This window comes from Telluribacter sp. (assembly GCF_035998675.1).
GTDB lineage: Bacteria > Bacteroidota > Bacteroidia > Cytophagales > Spirosomataceae > Telluribacter.
In genome coordinates, this window is record NZ_DASYHI010000024.1 from 566408 (window position 1) to 588985 (window position 22578).

General features: G+C 50.1%; 23 protein-coding genes. 17 read left to right on the forward strand and 6 right to left on the reverse strand.

Translation table 11 applies throughout. From position 1 onward, the window contains the following. The first annotated feature begins 155 nt into the window (after positions 1-155). From VGN67_RS24220 to VGN67_RS24255, 8 genes are all read left to right on the forward strand, one after another. Entirely contained in the window at positions 156-857 is a 702-nt protein-coding gene (locus VGN67_RS24220) for a GNAT family N-acetyltransferase (protein WP_327490117.1), read from the forward strand. 131 nt (positions 858-988) lie between these two features. Beyond that, complete coding sequence (gene argG, locus VGN67_RS24225; protein WP_327490119.1) at positions 989-2194, forward strand: argininosuccinate synthase; 1206 nt, start codon at positions 989-991, stop codon at positions 2192-2194. Between the two features lie 23 nt (positions 2195-2217). Next, a complete protein-coding gene (locus VGN67_RS24230; RefSeq protein ID WP_327490121.1) occupies positions 2218-2442 on the forward strand; it encodes a DUF2281 domain-containing protein in 225 nt (74 codons plus the stop codon). Continuing rightward, positions 2435-2845 (forward strand): PIN domain-containing protein, encoded by a 411-nt coding sequence (locus VGN67_RS24235; RefSeq protein WP_327490123.1) that lies wholly within the window; start codon positions 2435-2437, stop codon positions 2843-2845. Before VGN67_RS24230 ends, VGN67_RS24235 begins: the two co-directional genes overlap by 8 nt. Before the next feature lie 32 nt (positions 2846-2877). Next, positions 2878-3864 carry an N-acetyl-gamma-glutamyl-phosphate reductase gene (gene argC / locus VGN67_RS24240; protein WP_327490125.1) on the forward strand — a complete coding sequence of 329 codons (987 nt, stop codon included), beginning with the start codon at positions 2878-2880 and terminating at the stop codon, positions 3862-3864. A 98-nt stretch (positions 3865-3962) separates the two neighbouring features. Further along, complete coding sequence (locus VGN67_RS24245; protein ID WP_327490128.1) at positions 3963-5108, forward strand: aspartate aminotransferase family protein; 1146 nt, start codon at positions 3963-3965, stop codon at positions 5106-5108. Between the two features lie 102 nt (positions 5109-5210). Then, positions 5211-6182, forward strand: coding sequence for an N-acetylornithine carbamoyltransferase (locus VGN67_RS24250; protein WP_327490130.1), 972 nt, complete (start codon positions 5211-5213; stop codon positions 6180-6182). An 18-nt stretch (positions 6183-6200) separates the two neighbouring features. Further along, complete coding sequence (locus VGN67_RS24255; RefSeq protein WP_327490132.1) at positions 6201-6929, forward strand: DUF72 domain-containing protein; 729 nt, start codon at positions 6201-6203, stop codon at positions 6927-6929. A gap of 14 nt (positions 6930-6943) precedes the next feature. Here the strand turns inward: VGN67_RS24255 and VGN67_RS24260 are convergent, their stop codons facing one another. Continuing rightward, positions 6944-8041, reverse strand: a complete 1098-nt coding sequence (locus tag VGN67_RS24260) for a site-2 protease family protein (protein ID WP_327490134.1) — start codon at positions 8039-8041, stop codon at positions 6944-6946. A 290-nt stretch (positions 8042-8331) separates the two neighbouring features. On the opposite strand from VGN67_RS24260, the gene VGN67_RS24265 reads away from it, so the two are divergent. Both VGN67_RS24265 and VGN67_RS24270 read left to right on the forward strand, forming a co-directional pair. Then, positions 8332-8523 (forward strand): cold shock domain-containing protein, encoded by a 192-nt coding sequence (locus VGN67_RS24265; protein ID WP_327490136.1) that lies wholly within the window; start codon positions 8332-8334, stop codon positions 8521-8523. A 164-nt stretch (positions 8524-8687) separates the two neighbouring features. Then, positions 8688-9140, forward strand: coding sequence for a cold shock domain-containing protein (locus VGN67_RS24270; RefSeq protein ID WP_327490138.1), 453 nt, complete (start codon positions 8688-8690; stop codon positions 9138-9140). A gap of 93 nt (positions 9141-9233) precedes the next feature. On the opposite strand, the gene VGN67_RS24275 is transcribed toward VGN67_RS24270, so the two are convergent. The 3 genes from VGN67_RS24275 to VGN67_RS24285 all read right to left on the reverse strand — a co-directional run bounded on the left by VGN67_RS24275 (position 9234) and on the right by VGN67_RS24285 (position 11818). Next, positions 9234-9683, reverse strand: a complete 450-nt coding sequence (locus tag VGN67_RS24275) for a DUF3299 domain-containing protein (RefSeq protein ID WP_327490140.1) — start codon at positions 9681-9683, stop codon at positions 9234-9236. Between the two features lie 277 nt (positions 9684-9960). Then, positions 9961-11190, reverse strand: coding sequence for an ABC transporter permease (locus tag VGN67_RS24280; RefSeq protein WP_327490142.1), 1230 nt, complete (start codon positions 11188-11190; stop codon positions 9961-9963). A gap of 1 nt (position 11191) precedes the next feature. Then, the gene (locus VGN67_RS24285; RefSeq protein WP_327490144.1) at positions 11192-11818 is read right to left on the reverse strand and encodes an ABC transporter ATP-binding protein; all 627 of its coding nucleotides are present in this window, start codon (positions 11816-11818) and stop codon (positions 11192-11194) included. A 102-nt stretch (positions 11819-11920) separates the two neighbouring features. On the opposite strand from VGN67_RS24285, the gene VGN67_RS24290 reads away from it, so the two are divergent. From VGN67_RS24290 to VGN67_RS24310, 5 genes are all read left to right on the forward strand, one after another. Further along, a complete protein-coding gene (locus VGN67_RS24290) occupies positions 11921-13078 on the forward strand; it encodes a C40 family peptidase (protein ID WP_327490146.1) in 1158 nt (385 codons plus the stop codon). A 186-nt stretch (positions 13079-13264) separates the two neighbouring features. Beyond that, positions 13265-14284, forward strand: a complete 1020-nt coding sequence (locus tag VGN67_RS24295; protein ID WP_327490148.1) for a DUF6089 family protein — start codon at positions 13265-13267, stop codon at positions 14282-14284. 4 nt (positions 14285-14288) lie between these two features. Further along, positions 14289-15005 carry a DUF6089 family protein gene (locus VGN67_RS24300; protein WP_327490150.1) on the forward strand — a complete coding sequence of 239 codons (717 nt, stop codon included), beginning with the start codon at positions 14289-14291 and terminating at the stop codon, positions 15003-15005. Between the two features lie 5 nt (positions 15006-15010). Next, positions 15011-15550, forward strand: a complete 540-nt coding sequence (locus tag VGN67_RS24305) for a DUF2911 domain-containing protein (RefSeq protein WP_327490152.1) — start codon at positions 15011-15013, stop codon at positions 15548-15550. A gap of 94 nt (positions 15551-15644) precedes the next feature. Next, positions 15645-16553 (forward strand): trypsin-like peptidase domain-containing protein, encoded by a 909-nt coding sequence (locus VGN67_RS24310; RefSeq protein ID WP_327490154.1) that lies wholly within the window; start codon positions 15645-15647, stop codon positions 16551-16553. Here the strand turns inward: VGN67_RS24310 and VGN67_RS24315 are convergent. Beyond that, positions 16517-17419 carry an AraC family transcriptional regulator gene (locus VGN67_RS24315; protein WP_327490156.1) on the reverse strand — a complete coding sequence of 301 codons (903 nt, stop codon included), beginning with the start codon at positions 17417-17419 and terminating at the stop codon, positions 16517-16519. The genes VGN67_RS24310 and VGN67_RS24315 overlap by 37 nt on opposite strands. Before the next feature lie 191 nt (positions 17420-17610). On the opposite strand from VGN67_RS24315, the gene VGN67_RS24320 reads away from it, so the two are divergent. Both VGN67_RS24320 and VGN67_RS24325 read left to right on the forward strand, forming a co-directional pair. Then, the gene (locus VGN67_RS24320; RefSeq protein ID WP_327490159.1) at positions 17611-18438 is read left to right on the forward strand and encodes a phytanoyl-CoA dioxygenase family protein; all 828 of its coding nucleotides are present in this window, start codon (positions 17611-17613) and stop codon (positions 18436-18438) included. 198 nt (positions 18439-18636) lie between these two features. Next, positions 18637-20844 carry a cytochrome c biogenesis protein CcdA gene (locus tag VGN67_RS24325; RefSeq protein WP_327490161.1) on the forward strand — a complete coding sequence of 736 codons (2208 nt, stop codon included), beginning with the start codon at positions 18637-18639 and terminating at the stop codon, positions 20842-20844. 53 nt (positions 20845-20897) lie between these two features. On the opposite strand, the gene VGN67_RS24330 is transcribed toward VGN67_RS24325, so the two are convergent. Continuing rightward, on the reverse strand, positions 20898-22376 hold the full coding sequence (locus VGN67_RS24330; RefSeq protein WP_327490163.1) for a M48 family metalloprotease: 1479 nt from the start codon (positions 22374-22376) through the stop codon (positions 20898-20900). Between the last annotated feature and the right edge of the window lie 202 nt (positions 22377-22578).

Sequence of the window (22578 nt, forward strand, 5' to 3'; positions counted from 1 at the left end):
CCCTGTAACTCTGTTTTACCTACGTGGTAAACGTCTCTCTGCCCCCCATTTTTTTAGTGTAAGTTAAGTCAAGGATACTCATCAACTGATTTAGATGTTATTTACCCGGCCGCGCAGCGTACGGTGGGTGTCATTTTTTTTTGGATAAAACAACCATGAAAAATACAGAACTTATCGGCAGCCAGTTTACCGTTCAGGTTGCTAATGAAAATCATCTCCATTTTGCCGAAACCATCTGTGCCGAGATGGAGGAAAGCGCTAAAAAGCGTGGTACCGGTATTGCCAAGCGTTCGCCGGTGTACCTGATGGAGAAAATGGTGGAAGGCAAGGCCATTATAGCCACGACGAACCGTGGCGTGTGGGTAGGCTTTTGTTACATAGAAACCTGGGAGCACGGCAAGTTTGTGGCCAATTCGGGCCTTATTGTCCACCCGGACTATCGTAACAGCGGTATTGCCAAATCCATCAAAGCCAAAGCCTTTGAACTGTCGCGGGAAAAGTACCCCAACGCCAAGATTATCGGTATCACCACCAGCCTGGCGGTCATGAAGATTAACTCGGACCTGGGCTACGAGCCGGTTACCTTTAGTGAGCTGCCTACCGATGATTCTTTCTGGAAGGGCTGCGCCAGCTGTGTCAACTACGATGTACTGACCCGCACCGAGCGCAAGCACTGCCTGTGTACCGGTATGATGTATAATCCGGAAGAGGCTAAGAAAAACGAGAAGAAAGAGACCTGGAACTTCCTGAAGGAGTCCAAACTGTACGAGCGCTGGATGCAAATCAAGCAGCGGGTGCTGCTGCGAAGGGAAGAGCGGGCTAAAAAGAAGAATACCGAAGCGATGCTGGTACCTTAGGGTACTTTTGTACAGACTAGAATTTATTCAAGTACATAGAAAAACCTCGCCCGGCAGTTCTGAACTAGTCCGTAGCGGGGTTTTTATATTTTATACCCATCTTTTATAAGTCAATTATACCCACAAGTAAAATGTCACAGCAAAAAGTAGTATTAGCGTTCAGTGGAGGTTTGGATACCTCGTTTTGTGTCAAGTACCTGGCCGAAGACAAGGGCTACGAAGTACACTCAGTACTGGTAGATACCGGCGGATTTTCGGACGAAGAACTAAAAACCATTGAAGCTAATGCCTATGCACTGGGGGTAAAGCAGCACGCTACCATTGACAAAACCAAAGACTACTACGAGCAGTGCATCCGCTACCTTATATTCGGTAATATTCTTAAAAACAATACCTACCCGCTTTCAGTAAGCGCCGAGCGTATATTTCAGGCGGTAGCCGTAGCTGAGTACGCCAAAGAGATTGGTGCCAGTGCTATTGCGCACGGGAGTACCGGGGCCGGTAACGACCAGGTGCGCTTTGACATGGCGTTCCGGATTATTACACCCGAGGCCGAAATCATCACGCCCATCCGCGACCTAAAACTTTCGCGCGAGGCGGAAATTGAGTACCTGACGAAGAAAGGGGTACAGCGCGACTGGAAAAAGGCTGAGTACAGCATTAACAAGGGCCTGTGGGGTACTTCGGTAGGAGGTAAAGAAACCCTGACTTCGCAGAAGTACCTGCCCGAGTCGGCCTGGCCCACGCAGGTTTCCAAAACGGAGCCGGAAACTATTACGCTGGAATTTGAAAATGGAGAATTGAAAGGCGTAGCCGGTGAAAGCTTCGACAATCCGGTACAGGCTATTCAGAAACTATCAGCTATTGCGCAGCCTTACGGCATCGGTCGCGACATTCACGTGGGTGATACTATTATCGGTATCAAAGGACGCGTTGGCTTTGAGGCCGCGGCTCCGCTGATTATTATCAAAGCCCACCATACCCTCGAAAAACACGTACTGACCGAGCAGCAACTGTACTGGAAAGAGCAACTGGCCAACTGGTACGGCGGCCTGCTGCACAAGGGGCAGTTTGTAGAGCCGGTGATGCGCAATATCGAAACCTTCCTGACCGACACCCAAAGTCACGTTACGGGCAAAGTACACGTACACCTGGCGCCGTACCGCTTCTACGTAGAGGGCATCGAGTCAGCTTACGACCTGATGTCGTCGGTATTTGGTAGCTACGGTGAAATGAACAACGCCTGGACCGGCGACGACGTACGCGGATTCTCCAAGGTAGCTTCCAACCAGGCGATGATTTATCAGAAAGTAAGTGAATTAGCAGATAGGAGTTGAGGGAATTAACAATGATAGGAATTATGGATAAGGCTGAGTTAAAAAAAGAGTTAGATCACATGGTGGATCAGATGCCCGTGCCGCTGGTTCGCGAGATCCTTGATTTTGCGGAGTTTCTTCTGGCCAAAGGTCGTACAGAGTCTAATGAGCTGGAGGAAGGGACCCTATCCCGTGCCGAAGCTGAGCACCTGGAAGAGGAATTTGCTAATTACAAAGCGCTCTACCCAAAGCGACAGCGTAATGTTTGAAGCGGAGGAGTATGTAGTGGATACCATGGCCCTTGTACTTTGGCTTGAAGAAAGGCAGCTTCCTGTCAGAGTGTCCCGTCTTTTCGAGCGTGCTTTGGAAAAAGAGGATAGGGTAATTATATGGATCCCGGCGATTGTGCTGGCTGAAATTGGTTATCTGTCAGAAAAAGGGCGTATAGAAGTTTCACTATTGGAAGTGAATTACATGGTGAGTTCTTCTTCGGGTACCATTCAAATCTTAACGTTAGATTATCCATCTGTGCAGCGGGCATTCGAAATCACAGATATTCCCGAACTGCATGACCGGTTAATTGCTGGGGCGGGTTTTCTTAAAAGTTGCCCGGTTTTGACGAATGATCCAAAAATGGAGAAGTCCGCTTTTATACAAACGATTTGGAAATAATATGATCGGATAGACCCGACGAAAGAAATCTAATGAAACAACCCATAAACATAGGTATCATAGGAGCGGCTGGCTATACGGGGGGCGAACTGCTTCGCATCCTCATTAATCACCCCAGCGCCACTATCGCTTTTGCTCATAGTAAGAGCCAGGCCGGAAAGCCCGTGTATAGTACCCATACTGATTTGTTTGGTGATACAGAACTGGTTTTTTCGGGAGAAGAAATTTCGGAACTACTGGGTCAGGAAGGACTGGACGTGATTTTTCTGTGTTCGGGCCACGGCGAGTCTAAAAAGTTTCTGGACGAGTATCAGGTACCTGAGTCGGTAAAAATTATTGACCTGAGTACCGACTTCCGTGATGAGTCGGAGGGCTTTGTGTACGGACTGCCGGAGTTGCAGCGCGAGCGCATTCAGCAGGCTACCCGCATTGCCAACCCCGGCTGCTTTGCGACGAGCATTGAGCTGGCGCTACTGCCCTTAGCACAGGCAGGTCTGCTGAAAGAGGCGGTACACGTCAGTGCTATTACAGGAAGTACCGGAGCCGGGCAGGCGCTAAGTACTACCACGCACTTCAGCTGGCGCAACAATAATATCTCCATTTACAAGGCCTTCACGCACCAGCACCTGACGGAGATACGAATGAGCCTGACGAAGCTACAGGAGGGATTCAGCGAAGCCATTAACTTCATCCCGTACCGGGGCGACTTTACTAGGGGCATTATGGCCAATGTATATACCCCCTACGAAGGTACCCTACAGGAGGCGATGGAGCTATACCGCGCCTACTACGATGCACACCCGTTTACGCACCTAAGCGTGGCGGCCATTGACCTGAAGCAGGTAGTGAATACCAACAAAGGTCTGATCCATGTAGAAAAGCACGACGGGCAACTCCTGATCACCAGCGCCATTGACAATCTGACCAAGGGTGCGTCAGGACAAGCCGTCCAGAACATGAACCTGCTATTCGGACTTCCCGAGGATGCCGGACTCAGGCTCAAAGCACCAGCATTTTAAGTAGGTGTTAGCCAACAGCTGTTAGCTATTAGCGAAACGCCGCCTTGCCCCATCCCATTCACTCAATCACTAATTCAAAATTCACAATTACTCCCAACATGTCACAGCTATTCAATGTGTATCCTCTTTACGATATAGAGCCGGTAAAAGCCCGGGGCAGCTACCTCTGGGATACCCACGGGACCAAGTACCTTGACCTCTACGGCGGACACGCAGTAATTTCCGTAGGGCATTGCCACCCCTACTACGTAGAGATGCTGACGAAGCAGCTCAACGCCATTAGTTTCTATTCCAATTCGGTCAAAATATCTCTACAGGAAGAGCTAGCCGAGAAACTGGGCGCGCTTTCGGGTTACCCCGACTATCAGCTTTTTCTGTGTAGTTCCGGAGCCGAAGCTAATGAAAATGCCCTGAAGCTCGCCTCCTTCCACAACGGACGGACCAAAGTAGTTGCTTTCAAAAAGGCTTTTCACGGACGTACCGCCGGAGCCGTAGCGGCAACGGATAACCCCTCCATTGTAGCACCGGTCAACTACAACGAACACGTATCGTTTCTGCCATTCAACGATGTTGCCTCGGCCGAAGCGGGCATTACCGACGAAACCTGCGCGGTGATAGTTGAAGGTATTCAGGGCGTAGGCGGTATTCACGTGTGTTCGGATGAATTTTTAAAGGCTCTGCGCCGGAAATGTGACGAGACCGGCGCTATCCTGATTCTGGACAGCGTGCAGTGCGGCTACGGACGTACGGGTAAGTTCTTCTCGCACCAGTTCAGCGGTATTCATCCCGACCTGATTACCATGGCTAAGGGTATGGGTAATGGCTTCCCAATTGGTGGAGTACTTATTTCTCCCAAATTCAAAGCCAGCTACGGACTGTTAGGTACTACCTTTGGCGGTAACCACCTGGCGTGTGCGGCGGGGGTAGCTGTACTTGATATTATGAAAGAGGAGGGGCTGATTGAGAATGCGGCCCGTATTGGCGAGTACCTCCTGAACGGTATCCGTGAGATAGGCGGTTACAAAGAACTCCGCGGACGCGGCCTGATGATTGGCATAGAATACGATTTTCCCATCAAGGACCTGCGTGACAAACTTCTTTTCGAGCATAAGATGTTCACAGGCGTAGCCGGAGCCAATACGCTTCGTTTGCTGCCTTCCCTGGCTCTTGGTAAAGAAGAAGCGGATGCGTTTTTGGAGGCCCTGGCGGTGGAAGTCAGGAAGTTGTCGAACGTCGATTGCTAACTGTCAGCCATCTTTTCTTCTTTGGCCAAAACCGCAAGAGCTAATAACAGTTCAAAAAAGAAATAATTCGAAAATACGCAATCGCAATTCGACAATCCAAAAATGAAACACTTTCTCTCCATCCACGACGTACAGGATTTGGGTAACCTTATTTCCAGTGGAATCATTGCCAAGCGTAATCCCTTTGCTGACCAACTACTGGGCAAGAACAAAACCATCGGGCTGTTGTTCTTTAATTCCAGCCTGCGTACGCGGCTAAGTACCCAAAAGGCCGCCCAGAACCTGGGACTGAACGTACTGATGATGAACGTAGGGCAGGATAGCTGGGGACTGGAGCTGGAGGAGGGAGAACCTGGAAACCCGATTGTCATGAACGGCGATAAGGCCGAGCACGTCAAGGAAGCCGCCGCGGTCATTGGCCGCTACTGTGACATCATCGCCATCCGGTCGTTTGCCGAGCTGCAGGACCGTGACAAAGACTACGCCGAGCAGGTGTTTCAGCAGTTTAAGAAGTACGCCGGGGTACCTATTGTGAATCTGGAGTCGGCTACGCGCCACCCGCTGCAGTCCCTGGCCGACTGTATCACGATGGAGGAATTCAGGACGAAGCCAAGGCCCAAGGTAGTACTTACGTGGCTGCCCCACTTTAAACCCTTACCCCAGGCAGTAGCGAATTCGTTCTGTGAATGGATGAACCACATGGACGTGGAGCTGGTCGTGACGCATCCGGAAGGGTATAACCTGGCTCCCGAATTTGTGGGTAATGCACAGGTAATTTATGACCAGAAGAAAGCGCTGGAAGGCGCAGATTTTGTGTACGGCAAAAACTGGTCGTCTTATGAGCACTACGGACAGGTACTTGCCTTGAATGAATCGTGGATTATGGATGAAGCCAAGATGGCCCTCACTGATAACGGCAAATTTATGCACTGCCTGCCCGTACGGCGTAACATGAAGGTAGCCGACGAGGTACTTGACGGACCGCGTTCGCTGGTGATAGACCAGGCGGCCAACCGCGTGTGGTCGGCCCAGGCGGTACTGAAAGAAATACTAATTGGACAACAGGAGGAGTAATGAATTAAAAGCAGGAGTATGGGTATCCACATTGGTACATCGGGCTGGAGTTATGATCACTGGCAAGGTGTGCTGTACCCGGCCCCTACACCCGTAGCGAAGCGCCTGCACTACTACATCCAGCACTTCCAGACCGTTGAGCTCAACAGCAGCTACTACCACTGGCCCCGCGAGCAGACCTTTGCCGGCTGGCGGGAGCGCCTTCCGGAAGGGTTTCAGCTAACGGTCAAAGCACCCCGTGGCCTTACCCATGCCAAAAAGCTAAACGGACCCGAGCCCTGGATCGAGCGGATCAAAAACTGCTGGCATATCCTGGGTGAGAAGCGGGCCATTTTTCTGGTGCAGCTTTCTCCGAACTTCGGCTACGACTACGACCGCCTCGCCTACTTCCTGGAGAAGGTACCTAAGTGGATAAAGCTCACGGTAGAGTTCAGGCATCCGGGCTGGCACCAGGAGCCTATCTTTAATCTGCTTGAGCAGCACCAGGCGGCCTACTGCATCATGAGCGGAGCCAAACTACCCTGTATCCTGCGGGCTACGGCTCCTTTTGTGTATATACGCATGCACGGCCCCGATACGGAGAGGCTCTACGGCGGCTCCTACTCCGACAACGACCTGCACTGGTGGGCCGACCGCTGCCGGGAGTGGGAGTCGGCCGGGAAAGAGGTGTACGTGTACTTTAACAATGACTGGGAAGGCAACGCTGTCCGCAATGCCTTTACTCTACGTTCTTTTTTGGGACGCTAAGTACTACCTTTTGTTTAGCCCGGCCTCCTGACCTCTCTTCCCAGCGAAGCCTGCTGTACCATCAGAAACTCCACTACGTTTTCCGGGTCAATCGCTCCTATAATTTTCCCTTCTTTTCGTATTAGGGCAAACCCCTTCTTCTGCGTTTGCATGATTTGCCAGGCTTCTTCCAGCGGCAGCCGGGCGTCGAGATACAGGATATCCGCATCCATCACATCCGACAGGAAAGCACTGTTTCCTTTTTGGGCCAGCCCCTTAATTATGGCTTCGCGGGTGAGGGTACCTACGGGTTCTTTAAAAGCATCAAGAATCAGGAAATTACGATTCTGGCTGTCGAGGAGCAGCCGGACGGCATCTTCAACCAGGTCGCTCTGGTGCATGGTTGGGTAGTCGGTCATGCCCACTTCCCCCACCGTATGCCCCTGAAACATAGTAGTAGTCTTGACGTGGGTGGCCTCCTGCTGTGCCCCCAGAAAGATAAAAAGCCCGATAAAGATTAAAAACGGGTTACCAAAAAAGCCCAGTACCACAAAGCCAATGGCCAGGAGCTGACCAATGGAAGCTGCAATACGGGTAGCTTTGGCGCGCTCCATCCGGAAAGAAAGAAGCGCCCGAAGTACCCGGCCGCCATCCATGGGAAAGGCCGGTATCAGGTTGAACAGCGCCAGCCAGCCGTTTATGGTCAGCAGGTTTATTAGGAAGTTGGACTCATTGATGGTCACCATGCGGGTCAGCTCGTCGGTATTCTCCGGAAAGCGTACGAAGGGAATCAGCACCAGCATAATCAGCAGGTTAACCGCCGGCCCCGCCAGGGCAACCGCCAGTTCTTCCGAAGGTTTCTCCGGAATTCTTTCCAGGTTAGCCACTCCCCCAATGGGCAGCAGGATAATATCGCTGGTCTGGATATTGTAACGCCGGGCGGTCAGGGCGTGGCCCAGCTCGTGTAGTATTACGCACACAAAGATGGCCAGGGTAAAAGCCACGATCCAGATGGTTTCAGTAGTTCCCCGGCTGATATTAGAAAATATGATCCACAGTAACAAGATGGCAAACGTCCAGTGAATGGACAAGCGTATGCCCGCTATACGGCCAAGGTTAAGGGAGTATTTCATGACGGGAAATGTAAAGTGTTACAAATGGCTCATCTGCTTTTGTATCGTATACTCTAATAACGGGAAAGCGGAAAATTGGTTAGATATTCTGCCTGACGACGGCGCCGCTCAGAGGCGGGTACCAGCCCTTTTTTGGGACGAATTGCTTCCCTGAATCCGAGTTTAATAAAAATATTTTGTGCGATTAGAGCATCCTGATCAAGTATTGAAATTTTTTTAGCCCATTTTGCAAAAAAATCTGAACCAAGAAGCCGGTTAAGATGTAGTACATATATAACAAACAAATCATCATGAATAACGGAACAGTAAAATTCTTTAATGATCTGAAAGGATTCGGATTTATTAAAGACACAAAAACAGGTCAGGAGTACTTCGTACACGTATCTGGACTGGTAGATGAGATCAGAGAAAATGACGAGGTGACTTATGACCTTCAGGAAGGTAAAAAAGGACTAAACGCAGTCAACGTTCAACTGGCTTAGTCTTATTTATATAAGAAGCTATCAGTGGAAAGCCTTACCTCCAGTAAGGCTTTTTTATTTGCTTCAGCAAACTGGCTGCTGTACAATCTGCTATAATACAGACGAAGTAAGCCCTCTCCATCGTAAAAACGACAGTATTATATATCAAAGATCAAGATCACTTTATGGGTAAATCACAAGAGACATTCGGTAAAAAGGAAAAAGAAAAGAAAAAGCTAAAGAAACGTCAGGACAAAGAGCAAAAGAAGGAAGAGCGAAAAGCCAGCTCGGTCAAAGGGCAGGATGTCGAAGAGATGTTCGCCTATGTGGATGAATACGGGAACATCACCTCTACGCCTCCCGATCCCAAAAGAAAGAAAGTCGTAAAGCAGGAAGACATACAAATTGGCATAAGTCGCCAGGAAGACATTGATCCGGCCGATTCACTTCGGAAAGGCACTGTGACCTACTTTAATACGTCCAAAGGCTACGGTTTTATCAAGGACCATGAGTCACAGGATAGTGTGTTTGTGCACCAGAACGCGATTGAAGGTACTATCAAGGAGAATGACAAAGTGACCTTTGAAGTGGAGCGGGGCCCCAAAGGCCTTAATGCAGTAAATGTGAAGGTATACTAATATCGTAGTGAAGCGGGACTGCCCGCTTTGTTTCTATATAAAAGAAGCCCGTCTGTCTGGACGGGCTTCTTTTATTGTAGAGTTAACAGAAGACTATTCGGTAACTTCGGCGTTGTCCAGAATATAGTTCATCTGATAAATATCGTCGGCGTTCAGCTTGAGGGTACCTTTAAAAGTCAGGCGCTCATCGGTTTTAAATTTGCGGGTACCTTTCTTGAACTGCAGGGACATGACGGATTCGGGACCGGCGCCACCGCAGAAGAAACAGGCACTATAGGGGAACGCGGATAGTACATACAGGTTAGCATCCAGATCTACCGGCAGTACGTAGCCCGTTATGGCGACCTCTTTGCCACTCAGCTTTTGTACCCCGGGGCCAAACGTGGGATACAGCATATATACCTGTTCCGCTTCGTACCACTTCTTCTTAAACGTCACGTCACGCAGGGTTTCCCACGAAAGTTTGACGGGAGCCGTGTGCGGCGTAAAGGCCATGAGCGACACAACAAGCAGGGGAAGTACGGTCCAGCGAAAAAATTTCATAGTACTATCTAGTTTAAGTTTTTTGGGTCGGTTGTTTCGGGAATAAATACGGTCCGCAACGGTTGGTTGCAATAAGTACCTTTGGAGGCTAAAAGATTATTTCCTGATAACTAAGTACTTGCGCAAAATTACTTCCCATTAGAATTATTCACAATCCAGTCTTATACAGCAACTTAAAGAACTAACCACTAAAAGCTAATTTCTAATAGCTACTTACTTCGTAACAAATTTATAACGAATACAGTGCAAAAAGCAAGATAGTTCACGGCCGGGTAGTTCAATCCTGGGCGAGGGTACGGGATATACTCAGGCGATAAACGCCCAGGGAAGGCAGGGCCGCCGCCAGAACACCAATAGCCAGCGCGCCCACCAGAAGCAGTACCTCTTCCGGGAGGAGGGTCATTCCACCGAAAGAATAATGAAAGTCCTGTTCCGCCGTCAGGCTAAACAACCACAAGCCCAGTCGGCTGAGTAGTACACCCGCCACGTAGCCCAGCAGCGCCAGGAGCAATCCTTCCAGTAGTAGCATCCTGAATAGCATAGTTCGGGTAGCGCCCATCGAGAGCATCAGCGCCATTTCGTATTTTCGTTCTTTGAGCGAATTATAAAGGGAAACAAATACGCTGGCACCGGCAATAAGAATAATGACTAAGGCCAGTGCCCGGAGGGTATCAATGCCTACGCCCAGCAGCGAAAACAGCCGGTTGATTTCAATACTGGGTAAGGCGGCCTGCATAGGCGTGTTGGTATTGACCTGCCGGGGCAGGGCTATAAGTCCCATCGGGTTTCGAAACTGGATAAGCGCGCTGGTTACCTGCCTTTCGGGGGGCATGGCTATGGTTTCTTCGTGTACGGGATCGCTTTCCTTAACACCCGGCGGGGGCGTTTCAATATGGTCATGAATGCGCCAGATACTACTCAGGTCCGTCAGGATAAGCTGGTCAACTACCGAACCGCTGGGCTCAAATATACCTACTACCCGGTACCTGGTTTCGCCGTGGGCTTCTCCCTCTTCGTCCAGGCCGTGGGCGCTGGCGAACGTATCTCCCACCTTCATACCGGTCGCCCGGGCCGCCTTACTACCCAGGGTTACTTCCAGGGGCTGGCCAAACAGCTTTCCCTCACCGACGGTAGCTGCGAAATGCTCTACGTACTTAGGCGTAGTACCTACAATCCGGTACCCCTGGTAGTTATCGCCCATAGAGAGGGGAATAACCGTCTTGACGAAGGGGTTCATTTTAAGCTTGTTCACCTCAGCCAGCGGCACATTACCGGTAGGGGCATCTATCTGGTATATGCTCGAAAGAATCAACTGGAGCGGACTTCCCTTGGCTCCCACTACCATATCTATGCCTTTAATGTTGCGCCGAAACTGCTCGTCGAGCTGCTTATTAAGGAGCAGAAGCAGCGATATCATACCGATACCCAGCGTGAGCAGCAATACACTCAGAAAGCTGTTGAGTTTCTTATCCTTTATATTGGCCCAGCTAATCTTGAGGAGGTTCATATTATAAAGAAATCTGGTTTGAAAATTCATCCTTCAGGCGCTGGTCGTGAGTAACAACTACCAGGCTGGCGCCAATTTGAGCTGACTGCGCTTTGAGCAGACTCACCACCTTCCGGCAATTTTCATCGTCGAGGCTGGAGGTAGGTTCATCGGCCAGTATAACCGCCGGATTGTTCATCAGGGCTCTGGCAATACTGACACGCTGCTGCTCGCCCTGACTTAGCTCGTGCGTTTTTTTGGAAAGATGCTCGCCAAACCCCAACTGCGCCGCCAGGGAGGAGGCTTTTTCCTGGTCCTGGTTGCGACCGGCCAGGTAGTTGGTCAGGAGCAGGTTTTCAAGTACATTTAGTGAACCGACAAAATGCGCTCTTTGGTAAATAATCCCAATTTTGCTGGCCCGTACGGCAGCCGCCTGGCCGGGAGCCAGGTGACGAATCGACTGGCCATCTATACTGATGTCGCCCGACTGGGGCTCCAGCAGGAGGGCCAGCAGGTGTAGCAGCGTTGTCTTTCCCCGTCCCGACTGACCCAAAATAAGTAGGGCTTCGGCGTCGTTGCAGTGTATATCCGGAAAAAGGAACTTCTTTTGGGCAGAGTACGAAAAAGAAAGGTCTTTACTGGCAATCATAGTCGGGACTTGCTTTTTTACAAAATAAAGAACTTTTATCGGCTTATTTGCCCAATGCGGCAGATCGGCACTTTAACTTTACCGGCTTCAAACTACCAGCTTATGAAATCTATCCTATTACTTTGCCTGCTGATGAGCTGGACAGGAGTGTCCGTTGCTCAAAGTAATATACCCATGCAAAAAATTATTGATGAAGTGCGGCAGCAGTACGCCCCAGACCGCCGGGTGGCCGTGTTCCAGATTGAGGCGGATGAGCAGGGAGTACTTACGGGAAAAACCAACCTGCCCGAAGCCCGCAAAGAACTGCTTACGCGTCTTCAAAAAGCTAAGCTCAGCGCGGAGGACCGGATAGAGCTGCTGCCGGCGGAAGTACTGGGGGAGGAGGTGTACGGGGTAGTAAGGGTTTCGGTTGGTAATCTTCGTTCACAACCCCGCGACGCGGCCGAGCTGGCAACGCAGGCGCTACTGGGCATGCCCCTGAAGGTACTTGACAAAGACCGGAGCTGGTACCTGGTCCAGACGCCGGACCAGTACATTTCCTGGATAGACTGGGGCGGACTCCAGCGGATGAACAAAGCAACCTTTGACCTTTGGCAGAAAGCCGAAAAAGTTATTTTCCTGCGCCCGTTTGGCTTCTCCTACGAAACCGCTACTACCGACGGCCAGACGGTTTCTGACCTGGTGGCGGGGGATGTGCTGAAACTAAAAGCCGAAACGGGCGATTTCTTTCAGGTAGAATACCCCGATGGTCGGACCGCATTTGTACAAAAAAACGAAGCCCGGCGCTACCAGGACTGGCTGGCCTCCCTGTCTGTTTCGGAGGAGAACCTGGTTAATACCGCCAAACGAATGATGGGAATACCTTACTTATGGGGAGGTACTTCCTACAAAGGAATGGACTGCAGCGGTTTTACCAAAACCGTCTACTACCTGAACGGCTGGGTATTGCCCCGCGATGCTTCCCAGCAGGTACATACCGGTGAGCTGATAGGTACTTCTGATGGATTTGCCGGACTGCGTGCGGGTGATTTGCTTTTCTTCGGGACTAAAGCCACCGATACCACGCCCGAAAAAGTTACGCACGTAGGCATGTGGATGGGTAACAATGAGTTTATTCATGCATCCGGGCAAATCCGGGTTAGTAGTATGGACCCGGTTGCGCCCAACTACGACGAGTTTGAACGGAATCGTTTCCTGAGAGCCAAACGATTGGTAGGTAATGAAAAAGGAGTAGCTGATTTGAAAGCGATCACTAAATAGTACCCAAAATCGTTTAAAAGACGCTATACCCGAGTGGGTGGCACCTTTTTTGTATTCTTTTAATATAGTACCGCTCACTCAAAAGTTAGAACCTGAGCAAATAAAGTACATACAATTACGTTGGAAAGTAACAATGCACCCAAAAACCAACAACTAAACTAATTTTGCCAAAAATACTTTTATCGTATGAATAATATTTTCGTTAAAAGCCGATTGGCTGGCTCAGCAGGAGTGGTCGGAGTAGGGTTTCTCCTGCTATTGACGATTACCACTGCGCAGGCTCAGGTTCGACGTGGAACCTTTTTGCCTTACTCGACTGTAGGCCTGGGAGTAGGTACTTCAAGCTACTACGGAGATTTAGCGGGTTATACTACCCCTTTGTCTTCTACTTTTGAACTCATCCGCTACCACGCAACCGGTAACTATACCCGCCACTTTACACCACGTTTTGCAGCCCGGGCTTCATTTACCTGGGCTCGTATTGTGGGGGATGACTATACCCTGAATAACTCAGGAGCGAAACTAGGAACCCAAAAGTTTGCACGAAATCTTCATTTCAGAAACGACCTGAAAGAATTCGCGGCCATTGGAATTTACAAATTGGTTCCCGATGGCCGTACGGCTGACCGCCGTCCCCAGTTAAGCCCGTACGTATTTGCAGGTCTGGCGGCCGTTGCTCATAATCCAATGGCACGTACCCCTGAGATTGACGGTGGACGCTGGGTTAGACTGCAACCCTTAGGTACCGAGGGGCAGGGCAATCCTGGCTCTGATAAGCCGTATTCTTTGGTTCAACTGGCTATTCCTTTGGGCTTTGGGGTGCGCTATAAGCTTCATCCCAAGTGGGATGTATCAGCAGAAGTGGGCTTCCGGCTTACGACTACCGACTACCTGGACGATGTAAGTGATAGGTATGCGGACCCTAATGTGTTAAAAGATGATATAGCCCGTGCTATGGCCAATCGGTCGGCTGAGCCAACGACGGCTCGAAAGGGAAAAGATCGTACGGAGGGTCTTCGCAGATTTCTGGCGGCCGAACCCTATAACATCGAAACCAACGATCCATTCGTAGCCATTCAGCAGACTCCCTACGGAGAGCCCGGTTCTGTGCGGGGGAACCCCGCAATAAAGGATAGCTATTTGCTAGGTACCATCCATATTAACTACATCCTGGGTAGTACCATCAAATGTCCACCAATAAAATAAATTCTTGTCTATTTTGCGAGTAATCAATAAGTTAGCAGATATTCAATACCTACGGCTATACCTGATAGCCGTAGGTATTGGTTTTATGTGCCTGTGGGTAGGAGCGGCTACCGCCCAGAAAATTGAGATAGGGGCCAGTGTAGGAGGACTAAACTATAAAGGTGATATCGCTCCAAATTTTAACTTCCGGTTTTTTCGGCCCGGGGGCAGTCTTTTCTTCCGGTATAATATAAGCCGTTCGGTTACGTTCCGGGCCGAGGGGTTGTATGGTGGAATAACCGCCGATGACCAGTATGCTAAAGAAGCTTTTCAGCAGGCCCGTAATCTTTCTTTTCGTACCCGCATAACCGAAGCCAGTCTGGTGACTGAGTATAATTTCCTGGACTACGCCAACCGCCGTTCCGCTCTTAACTGGACTCCCTACGTTTTTGGGGGGCTTGGCTATATGGGCTTCAAGCCCAATCCTAATGCAGGTAATTATAGTACCAAAGGCTGGGTGCTTCCTTTTGGGGTAGGTGTCAAGTACCAGATCAAGCGACCCTGGAATGTGGGCTTAGAAATAGGTACCCGTAAAACTTTTACCGATTATCTTGATAACTTAGGGGGCGAAATCCTGTCAACAAACAAACTTGACCAGGGTGATCCTTCCCGGAAAGACATGTACTATTACGTAGGTTTTTCGGTTAGTTATACTTTTTATAAAATTATCTGCCCTGAATAACCTCTATGAAAAAACTTCTGCTACTTGGAATCATAGTGGGGGTGGTGATTGCTTTTATTTCTTTTCGTAGTTACACGAAGTCGTTCAGCCCGGAAGCGGTGGCTGAATATGAGCAGAATGGCCTTCAAATAAGGGTTAACTACAGTCGCCCGGCCAAAAAGAGCCGATTGATATTTGGCCGTGAGCAGGACAACGCCTTAGTACCTTACGACAAGGTATGGCGAGCCGGGGCCAATGAGGCTACCATTATTCAGTTTAACCGCGATGTAACCGTAGCCGGAGAACTAGTCAAAGCCGGTACTTACTCCCTCTGGACCATACCCGGGCCGGCCAAATGGAAAGTAGTACTTAACAAGGAAACCGGGCAGTGGGGTACCGACTACAACGACGGGCAGGATCTGATGCGGCAGGAGGTGAACATCAGGATACGCCCCGAAGTAGCGGAACTGTTCACTGTTTATTTTGAAGACCAGCCCCGGGGAGTCCACATGGTTCTCCGCTGGGATCAGACGGAGGCCATAGTACCTATCACCCCAAACTACTGAGGCAATCAGGATTATCCGTACACTTGTCGCACCGATTTGGAATAGTACTTCTGAATCGGTTTTTTTGTGCCCTACTTCATTTTAGACCTCGGTCATGTTTGTAACGGCTATTGAAAAAGTTGATCAATTCACACGTCCTATACATTTTATTGCCCGCTACTACGGTGGTTCAGATATTATACCGGGTACCGCTACTTTGTTTTTTGTAAACGAAGAAGGCTGTGCCGTTACCTGCCGGCATGTGGCGGAGCAACTGCTGCAGGCCGATGCTATTTATTCCAACTATTTAAAATTCAAATCTGAACTCCGCCGCTTTGAACGGGAGCGCACGTACGACCTGCACCGAAAGCGGCTGGAAGACCAGTTTCGTATTACCAGCGAGACCCCCATTCGGCTCCGTTCCAACTTTATTAACGGCGTTTCGGGCTTTAAGAGCTTTACCATACACCTGCACCCAACTCAGGACCTGGCCATTATACAGTTCAAAGACTTTGAGGCGAAGCATTACCAGGGCCACGGTTACTTCCTGCGCGACGGCCGCCAGGTAAAACAGGGCAAGTACCTGTGTCGGTTAGGGTACCCCTTTCCCGAGTTTACGAACTACCGCTTCAATCAGGCCGTTGATGATATTGAGTGGATTAACGAAGGGCGGGTAAATACGCCGAGTTTTCCGGTGGATGGCATTGTGACGCGGCACATTGGCGAATCCAATGGTATTACGGGTATCGAAATGAGTACCCCCGGTTTGCGCGGGCAAAGCGGCGGTCCCTTATTTGACCGGACCGGGGTAATCTACGGCATGCAAAGCGCTACCCGGCACCTGCACCTGGGCTTTGACCAGATCAACCGGGAGGTAATAACGGATGGGGTACGCCGCCGGGTATCCAACTACCCGTTTATGAACGTGGGCCAGTGCGTACACGTTGATATAATCAAGAATTTCCTGCGCGAAAAAAGTATTAAGTTTTATGAGGCCGATGGCGAAGCTTTGGCGCCCATCTGATAAATCTGGCGGTACCGAAGCGGACTATAACCCGAGTACCTTCTGAAAAGCCGGTGGAAGTGCGATAGATTCTGAAAGCCGGAGTCCAGTGCTACCTGCCCCACACTCATGGCACTGGAGATAAGAAGCTGCCGGGCGTGGCCTACCCGAAGCTCATTGAGGTAGGAGAGGTACGACTTCTGGGTGCGCTGCCGGAAGTACCTACAGAATGCCGCCTCGCTCAAATGGGCTTCCCTGGCGATGTCTGACAGCTCAATTGGCTCTCGGAAATTATGTAAAGTAAAGTCCAGCACCCGGCGCATCCGTTCGGTGTCGGCTTCGTTGAGGCGGGGAACGTAGCCGTCGCTGGCAAGCGTACGGGCATTGGCAAAAGTAGCCAGCTCAGTAAGCAGGCGCAGAAATACCAGAATCTGCCCGGCCGGGCTGGTAGTAGTACAGAGAGAGAGTAGGAGGTTTTCGATGGCAGGAAAGTCCTTGGAGTCGGAAGCAAAGGAAATACCCTGCGGCGCCTGCCTCCACAAAGTACTCTGCACCGAAAACTCCGGAATAAGACTCAGGACCGAATCCACCAGCTTTTCAGAGAAATGAACGACCACCGCTTCACTACCGGGCGGATTAGGTACTTTATAGTAGCTGGTATCGCTTCGCCAGAAGTGCGCCAGATTGGGTCCCAACAGGATCAGGTCTCCCGGCTTAAAATCCTCAACGCTATCTCCCACAAACCGCTGGCCGTGCCCTCGGACAATATAGGTAAGCTCGTATTCGGGGTGAAAATGGTATAACGCATCAAAATAAGAACACGCGAACCTCTTTACCAATAAAGAGCGCTCTTCCCCGATAGATATTTTTTCAAAAGAAGGCTTCATTGTGTAAATAATTGATGCAGTACAAAGGTAATGCTATTTGATAATGTTAATATAGTACATAAACAGGAAAAATAACATACTTTTCTTTTACAAAGGACAGCAGATCTTTGTAAAGCTGAAATTTACTAAGCCAGGACGAGGTCCGGAACGGTAAAGCTCTGACTATTCCTAAACCTTACAAAAGATATACCATGATTACGCAAACCAGCAAGTCGGTACTACTCAACGAATTGGAGGCTCCCTATAAACTACCGCCGGGAGCCGTTGAATTTTACCGTGAATTTGGCTATGTAAAGCTGAAAGACGTCCTGAGTCCGGAGGTTATCCAGTACTACGGAAACCTTATCACCGACCTGGTGATCCGGCTCAATACCCTTACCAAGCCCATGGAGGAGCGTACTACCTACGAGCGGGCTTTCCTGCAGATCATGAACCTGTGGCGGGAGGATGAAGAGGCAAAAGAGTTTGTGTTCTCAAAGCGCCTGGCCAAAATAGCCGCTGACCTGATGGAAGTAGAAGGTGTCAGGCTCTACCACGACCAGGCCCTGTACAAGGAGCCTTCCGGTGGCATTACTCCCTGGCATGCCGACCAGTTTTACTGGCCGCTGGCTACTCCCAAAACCGTTACCGTTTGGATTCCGCTGCAGGAAACTCCACTTCCGATGGGACCGCTGGCCTTTGCCGAAAAAAGTCAAAATGTAAATATTGGTCGTGATCTGGAGATCAGTGATGAAAGTGAGGCTTATATGGCTTCACAGCTTACGCAGTTCCAACTGAACGAAACGCCTTTTGACCTGGGTGAAGTAAGTTACCACGCCGGTTGGTTATTTCACCGGGCCGGTGCCAACGTGTCCGACAGCCCCCGTAAGGTAATGACGATGATTTATATGGATAAGGATCAGATTATCACCAGCCCCAAAAATAAGTACCAGGACGCCGACTGGCGCACCTGGCTGGATGCCAGACCCATTGGTTCTACTCCCGACAGCGCTTTGAATCCGGTTTTATTCAGCTATTGACTCTGTTTTTTTAAGCAAACGATATACGCTTATCTCCTGTGTACGACCGTTTGTTTCGCCCCTGCGCGCAGGGGCGAATTTTTTTTGTAAAAAAACGTTTCTGAATAAAGAAAGAAACAATTTACCTCCTCCGCTTAAAAGTCTGCGTAAGGTTGATTACGTAAACTTTGCGTTCTTTGCAATCTAAAATTAGGTAGCATGAATAGTATAAAATACCCTCTGCTGATTTTCTGTGTGCTGCTCACACACCTTACCCTGGGCCAGGTACAGAAACATGCCAGGTGGAGCTACGCTCTGTCAAAAACAGAAGTCAGGGCGGGCGAAACCGTTGATCTGATTTTTACGGCTACCATTGATCCTGACTGGTACCTGTACTCTTCTGATATTGATCCTGACCTGGGCCCAATTCCGGCTACTTTCAACCTCACGCCCCATCCTTCGTACGAGCTGGTGGGAAAAGTGAAGCCCATTAAGCCCAAGAAGAAATTTGATAAAATATGGCAGGGCGACATAACGTACTTTGAAGGGAAAGGTGAGTTCAGACAAACAGTACGGATTCTTCAGGATAAGCCCGAACTAAAAGGCGACCTTGAGTATCTGACCTGTACTAATGTGAACGGCCTGTGCGTTCCCGGCAATGCTGACTTTGCTTTTCAGGGCCTGAAGGTACTTCCGGCAGCGTCCGTAACTCCTTCGGGGGCCACGCCCGCTGCCATTGACAAATCAACAGGAGCGGCAGTAGCCGTAAGGGGGCCAGCTCCCGCAGGGACAGCCACCGAGACGGTAGCTCCCGTGGCAACGTCCGGTGATAGTACTTCGCTCAGGGGAGCGGGTACCCAGGAGGTTCCTGCCTCCGTGGAGACGGCCCCCGTGGAGACGGCCTCCGTGGCGACCTCAGCTACCCAGGATTCCAGCCTGAGTATTGCTTCGCCTCCGGACTTCCGGACTGACCGGCCCCTTGACAGTACTCCCATGGGCAGTACCTCCCTCTGGGCTTTTGCCCTGGCGGCTTTTCTGGCCGGGCTGGTAGCTTTACTTACCCCCTGCGTTTTTCCCATTATTCCCATGACGGTCAGCTTCTTTACCAAGCAGGCGGGGGGTAAGGGCAAGGCGTTTATCTACGGCTTTTCCATAATTCTCATTTATACCCTCATCGGTACTATTGTTTCAAGAATCAACGGCCCGGCCTTTGCGAATTTCCTTAGTACCCACTGGGTGCCTAATGTACTTTTCTTTGCGGTGTTTTTTGTTTTTGGACTTTCCTTTTTGGGCCTATTTGAAATAGTACTACCCAGCTCTTTTGTTAATAAAGTAGATGCTCAGTCCGACCGCGGTGGTATGGCGGGTATTTTCTTTATGGCGTTTACGCTGGTACTGGTTTCGTTTTCCTGCACCGGGCCTATTGTTGGTAGCCTGCTGGTAGCGTCAGCGGGGGGCGAAGTGGTAAAACCTATTGTAGGAATGGTGGCGTTTTCGTCCGCTTTTGCTATTCCCTTCACCCTGTTTGCCCTGTTTCCGCAGTGGCTCAGGAGTCTGCCGAAGTCGGGAGGCTGGCTGAATACGGTTAAGGTAGTACTGGGCTTTCTGGAGCTGGCCCTGGCGCTGAAGTTCCTGAGTATAGCCGACCAGGTGTACCATTGGCGTTTGCTGGACCGGGAGGTATTTCTGGCCTTCTGGATCGTCATATTTGCTATGCTGGGCTTTTACCTGCTGGGCAAAATTCGTACCCCGCACGATTCGCCGGTAGAGCGGGTGAGCGTGCCGCGTATACTGCTGGCTATTGTAACGTTCGCCTTTGTCATGTATATGCTGCCCGGTATGTGGGGCGCACCCCTGAAATCACTGGCCGGGTACCTGCCTCCGCAATCCACGCATGACTTTGACCTCAACCGCCGCGGAGGAGCCAGTCTTATCCGGACCTCCGCTATGGAGGAGGTACCTAAGTACGGCGACCTTTTTGAACTGCCGCACGAGCTGGAAGGATTCTTTGATTATGAACAGGCGCTGGCTTATGCCAAAAAAGTAAATAAACCCGTTTTTGTTGATTTTACGGGACATGGTTGCGTCAATTGCCGCGAAATGGAAGCCCGGGTATGGTCAGATCCGGCTGTACTACAGCGCCTGCGTGAGGACTACGTAGTAGTGGCGCTGTACGTAGATGATAAAACCGAACTACCTGAGTCGGAATGGTATACTTCGAAATACGATGGTAAGATAAAAAAGACGATTGGCGCTCAGAATGCTGACTTACAAATCGTGAAATACAACAACAACGCTCAGCCTCACTACACCCTGGTGAACCACGAGGGTGAGTTGCTGGTACCTCCCATCAACTATGATTTGAGTGTAGAAAACTTCACCAATTTCCTGGACCGCGGCAAATCTGCCTTTAAAGGTTCGGTATAAAAATAGGGCGCTGCCGGTAGCAGTGCCCTATTTTTAAGTAAGTAGTACTCTGATTACTTACTCAGCGTTTTGACCAGGGTACCTCTTGTTACCCGATCTTTAAGATTTAAACCGTTCAGTACAGCCAGTTCATTCATCTTGTTTGCCGGAGTTTGAAGACTTTGTAAAATCTCCTGTAGGGTACCATCTTTCGGAGCGGGTTTGATCTGAATCCGGTCGGGCTTACGGTTCAGCTTATCCGGGTCCGTCAGGCTTCTGAAATTCTTGGCGACCGACTCAAAAGTCCGGAAATTGCTGTTGAACTGCGCCAGGTATGACATACCATGCAGGGCATAGATATTACCACCGTACTGAATGAGCCAGGTGGCGATTTGGGCCGTATTGTTGGCATTCTGAGCTTGCTGCTGTTGCTGTTGTTGCCCCTGCTGAGGAGCCTGGCGTGAGATCATTACCAGAGCCGGAAAGCCATTGATGGTAGTTGACTGGTTCTCTACGACCTGCAGGTTGAGCTGTTTCACGGTATTCTGAGCGGCTTCTTCCAGCGAGTTTCCCTGAGCCAGCATGAGAGCCATCAGGGCTTTACCGTCTTTGGGAGCCATCTGAAACTGCTGAGGGCTGTTCTCGTAGATCCAGTTGCGGGGAACCGGAAACTGAAATTTAAGCTCCGGATGATAGAATACAAAATCCTCCACAAATCCCTGCTTGGGGTCATCTCCGTAAATCATTCCGTCGATCATACGCAGCCAATCATTTCGGTCAGCTACATAGGTACCCGGATTCGCCTTTTGCCACTCCGTTGCCATTTGATTTACCTTTTTCTCGCGGTTGGCCGGATCGGGGTGAGTAGACTGGAAAGTAGGGATACTCTTTCCGCTCTTCTCGCTGAGTACTTTTAAGGTACCAAAGAAATCAGCCATCTCGTGGGCGTCATAGCCAATTTTGCTGGAATACTCCACCCCCAATTTATCCGATTCAGATTCATGCGCACGGCTGTAGCTGAGCATTAGTAGCCCCAGCCCCTGCTGGGCGGCCTCCGCAAGCTGACCAAGACCGGGAGCAATGACCAGACCCGCAATAAGACCAATCTGGCTAAGTAACTGACTACTTTGCTGACGAACCGAGTGGCGGGCGGTTATATGTCCGATTTCGTGGCCAAGTACCCCCGCGAACTCGGCTTCGTTGTTGAAGTGGGCCATAATGCCCCGGGTAAAGTACACGTAGCCGCCCGGTACCGCAAACGCGTTTACTACTGGAGAGTCTACTACGTGGAACTGATAAGGTAGCTCAGGCCGGTGGGAGATCTTGGCCATGGCCATCCCTTTGGTTTTGATAAAGTTCTGAAGCTTCTGGTCTTCGTAAATACCGAACGTAGCTACTATGGAAGGATGACTCTCTTTTCCAATGGCTATTTCCTGTTCGGTGGACATTAAGGATAGTTCTCTTTTGCCCGTAACGGGATTTCGGGCACAGCTTTGAGCTAAAATCAGGGCCAGTGCATAGAGCAGGTACCTGGCTTTCGGGGAATACTTCATATTATTACTTTTTAAAATGGACGAGTGAAACTTGTGTTCTGACTTTCTGCTTTTGCATTCACCAAGATTAAAAAAGTATGCCAAGGCTATTACTGCTGCACAAGGTAAAAAGAAAAGAGTACCTGGGTAGCCACCTTGACGAAGACAGAGACATGCTAGCCTGTTAAAATAGAAGGGGCTGCCTGTAGAGCAGCCCCTTCAG

Bases quoted from the DNA above. Each gene is read 5' to 3' on its own strand.
- VGN67_RS24330 (WP_327490163.1), bottom strand. From the start codon at position 22,376: ATGAAGTATTCCCCGAAAGCCAGGTACCTGCTCTATGCACTGGCCCTG.
- VGN67_RS24260 (WP_327490134.1), bottom strand. From the start codon at position 8,041: ATGAAATACTCCCTTAACCTTGGCCGTATAGCGGGCATACGCTTGTCC.
- VGN67_RS24315 (WP_327490156.1), bottom strand. From the start codon at position 17,419: ATGAAGCCTTCTTTTGAAAAAATATCTATCGGGGAAGAGCGCTCTTTA.
- argG (WP_327490119.1), top strand. From the start codon at position 989: ATGTCACAGCAAAAAGTAGTATTAGCGTTCAGTGGAGGTTTGGATACC.
- VGN67_RS24265 (WP_327490136.1), top strand. From the start codon at position 8,332: ATGAATAACGGAACAGTAAAATTCTTTAATGATCTGAAAGGATTCGGA.
- VGN67_RS24325 (WP_327490161.1), top strand. From the start codon at position 18,637: ATGAATAGTATAAAATACCCTCTGCTGATTTTCTGTGTGCTGCTCACA.
- VGN67_RS24235 (WP_327490123.1), top strand. From the start codon at position 2,435: ATGTTTGAAGCGGAGGAGTATGTAGTGGATACCATGGCCCTTGTACTT.
- VGN67_RS24295 (WP_327490148.1), top strand. From the start codon at position 13,265: ATGAATAATATTTTCGTTAAAAGCCGATTGGCTGGCTCAGCAGGAGTG.
- VGN67_RS24270 (WP_327490138.1), top strand. From the start codon at position 8,688: ATGGGTAAATCACAAGAGACATTCGGTAAAAAGGAAAAAGAAAAGAAA.
- VGN67_RS24290 (WP_327490146.1), top strand. From the start codon at position 11,921: ATGAAATCTATCCTATTACTTTGCCTGCTGATGAGCTGGACAGGAGTG.
- VGN67_RS24220 (WP_327490117.1), top strand. From the start codon at position 156: ATGAAAAATACAGAACTTATCGGCAGCCAGTTTACCGTTCAGGTTGCT.
- VGN67_RS24285 (WP_327490144.1), bottom strand. From the start codon at position 11,818: ATGATTGCCAGTAAAGACCTTTCTTTTTCGTACTCTGCCCAAAAGAAG.
- VGN67_RS24255 (WP_327490132.1), top strand. From the start codon at position 6,201: ATGGGTATCCACATTGGTACATCGGGCTGGAGTTATGATCACTGGCAA.
- VGN67_RS24305 (WP_327490152.1), top strand. From the start codon at position 15,011: ATGAAAAAACTTCTGCTACTTGGAATCATAGTGGGGGTGGTGATTGCT.
- VGN67_RS24245 (WP_327490128.1), top strand. From the start codon at position 3,963: ATGTCACAGCTATTCAATGTGTATCCTCTTTACGATATAGAGCCGGTA.
- argC (WP_327490125.1), top strand. From the start codon at position 2,878: ATGAAACAACCCATAAACATAGGTATCATAGGAGCGGCTGGCTATACG.
- VGN67_RS24275 (WP_327490140.1), bottom strand. From the start codon at position 9,683: ATGAAATTTTTTCGCTGGACCGTACTTCCCCTGCTTGTTGTGTCGCTC.
- VGN67_RS24310 (WP_327490154.1), top strand. From the start codon at position 15,645: ATGTTTGTAACGGCTATTGAAAAAGTTGATCAATTCACACGTCCTATA.
- VGN67_RS24250 (WP_327490130.1), top strand. From the start codon at position 5,211: ATGAAACACTTTCTCTCCATCCACGACGTACAGGATTTGGGTAACCTT.
- VGN67_RS24230 (WP_327490121.1), top strand. From the start codon at position 2,218: ATGGATAAGGCTGAGTTAAAAAAAGAGTTAGATCACATGGTGGATCAG.
- VGN67_RS24280 (WP_327490142.1), bottom strand. From the start codon at position 11,190: ATGAACCTCCTCAAGATTAGCTGGGCCAATATAAAGGATAAGAAACTC.
- VGN67_RS24320 (WP_327490159.1), top strand. From the start codon at position 17,611: ATGATTACGCAAACCAGCAAGTCGGTACTACTCAACGAATTGGAGGCT.